Annotated in this window: 2 protein-coding genes; one reads left to right on the forward strand and one right to left on the reverse strand. The window is 61.8% G+C overall.

Annotated elements, in window-relative coordinates; translation table 11 throughout:
* On the forward strand, nucleotides 1–219 hold a 219-nt coding region (locus tag QZX93_RS26925), incomplete at its 5' end, for a hypothetical protein (RefSeq protein ID WP_295390506.1).
* A 100-nt stretch (nucleotides 220–319) separates the two neighbouring features.
* On the opposite strand, the gene QZX93_RS26930 is transcribed toward QZX93_RS26925, so the two are convergent.
* Nucleotides 320–1,240, reverse strand: coding sequence for an endonuclease (locus tag QZX93_RS26930; protein WP_295390507.1), 921 nt, complete (start codon nucleotides 1,238–1,240; stop codon nucleotides 320–322).
* Nucleotides 1,241–1,666: the final 426 nt, after the last annotated feature.

Here is a 1,666-nt window from a genome sequence, read left to right on the forward strand (position 1 = left end):
ACGGTGCCAGACGCTGCCCGCTCGGTGCCGCTTGCCCGCCCGGCCAGCGACAACATCGCCCCTCCCGTTCGCCAAGGACGCGGGGCTCCCACACTACCGGACCAACGCTCCACATTCATGCAGGCTTGCCGAAAGGACACGACCAGCGACGGCTGGGGCAACGTCTACGGCCACATCATGTGGTCCGACCCCATGGCGGAGGCCAATGTAAATCCGTAGCTGGATGCCCGCGTCGGGCGCCACGCCGCCGGCGGTTCAGCCATCTCGGCCGGGCGGCATTGCGGCGGATCGCCCGGCGGGCATCCCCCCGCAACGCCGGTCACAGCCGCCGGTACGCCTCGACATAGGCATTCCCCACCCCCTGAATCTCCTTGATCCGCCGGTTGCGCTCGATCTCCCAGTCATCCGGCGGGTGCTGGTTGTTCCATGCCGTGTAAAGCTGCCGATCTTGCCGACTGAGGCGAAAACCGTAGGTATCGCGCATATAGAACATGGTCCGGGCGATCTCGCCGCGGACGGCCACCGGTGGCTGAACGCGGCGGATGCTGCCGTCGAAGCGCATGTCACAGGTGCCGTACGTGGTGCCGCCCGTGACCATACCCCAGTTGTAGTCCGAGCGCCGGCCGTTCAGATAGCCGTCCTCCGGGTAGAGGTTCTGCAGGTCGTTGTGGGCGGCCACAAACAACGGATCGACGCGCAAACAACACGCCCGGCCGGACAGGGTGTTGCCGTCGGCTTTCCGGCACTGCGCAAAGCGCGCAGGCTCCCGCCAGCACGTCCGAAAGTTGCCGAACTGCGCCGCCGGAAACACGTGCTCGGCCTCGATGCGCGCGGCCCGCTTATTGCCGGCCAGTTCCTGAAGGCCGCAGGTGTCCAGCGCGACCTGCCGCGCGGCGTCGTACGCGCAGCCGCAGTAAAGGGTCCGCGGATGATCGAAATAGACCCGCTCATAGACCAGTTTTTTCGCCTTGGCGAAGGTGGCTGCGGTGCGGGGTAAGCCCCCGTCGGGCGCGGCCGCCGACTGGCCGCGGGTCTGCGTGGCGGGCGGGGCGGCGACCAGGGCAACCGTCTGGCGGACTGCCGCGGTTGGTTCCCCTGCATCGGTGCAAACCTGCTTGCTGGCGTTGAGCGTGCCGTCCTGGCAGAGGAAGGCGCCGTTGCGACAGCCCGCCACCCCGCCTTTCTTGCCCGAGCAGGGGGTGTTTGCCGCGAATGCCGATGACAAGGCGATCGCTGCCAACAGACCGATAGCGATCATGCGCCTTTTGGTCATAGTCAATGGGTACTCAGTGATTAGTCCGAAGGGCCATTATTGAGTTATTCGTGATCGTGTAACCTAAGAAGGGCAATTTAGCCGCAAATGAACGCAAAGAAACGCAAAATAAGACAGTGGCTATTGGTTTTCCTCGAGCAAGATCGGCCCACCCGCCGGGCGCACTGTCTGCTTCAGCGAATGACGAATAACCCATTGTATTTATTTGCGTTCGTTTGCGTTCATTTGCGGCTGAATCCTCTTTCTAGGCTTAGAGCCTGTCTAGAAACTAAATTGTTGATTTTGTAGTAAAAAAATCGTAGAATCTCGGGAATCTATACGAAAATGCGATCTTATTCCGGGATTTCAATATGAGTGAAGACAGAATCGAATCGCCTGCCAGGTACCCTAGCG

Origin of the sequence: uncultured Thiodictyon sp. (genome assembly GCF_903946935.1) — a bacterium.
Lineage (GTDB): Bacteria > Pseudomonadota > Gammaproteobacteria > Chromatiales > Chromatiaceae > Thiodictyon.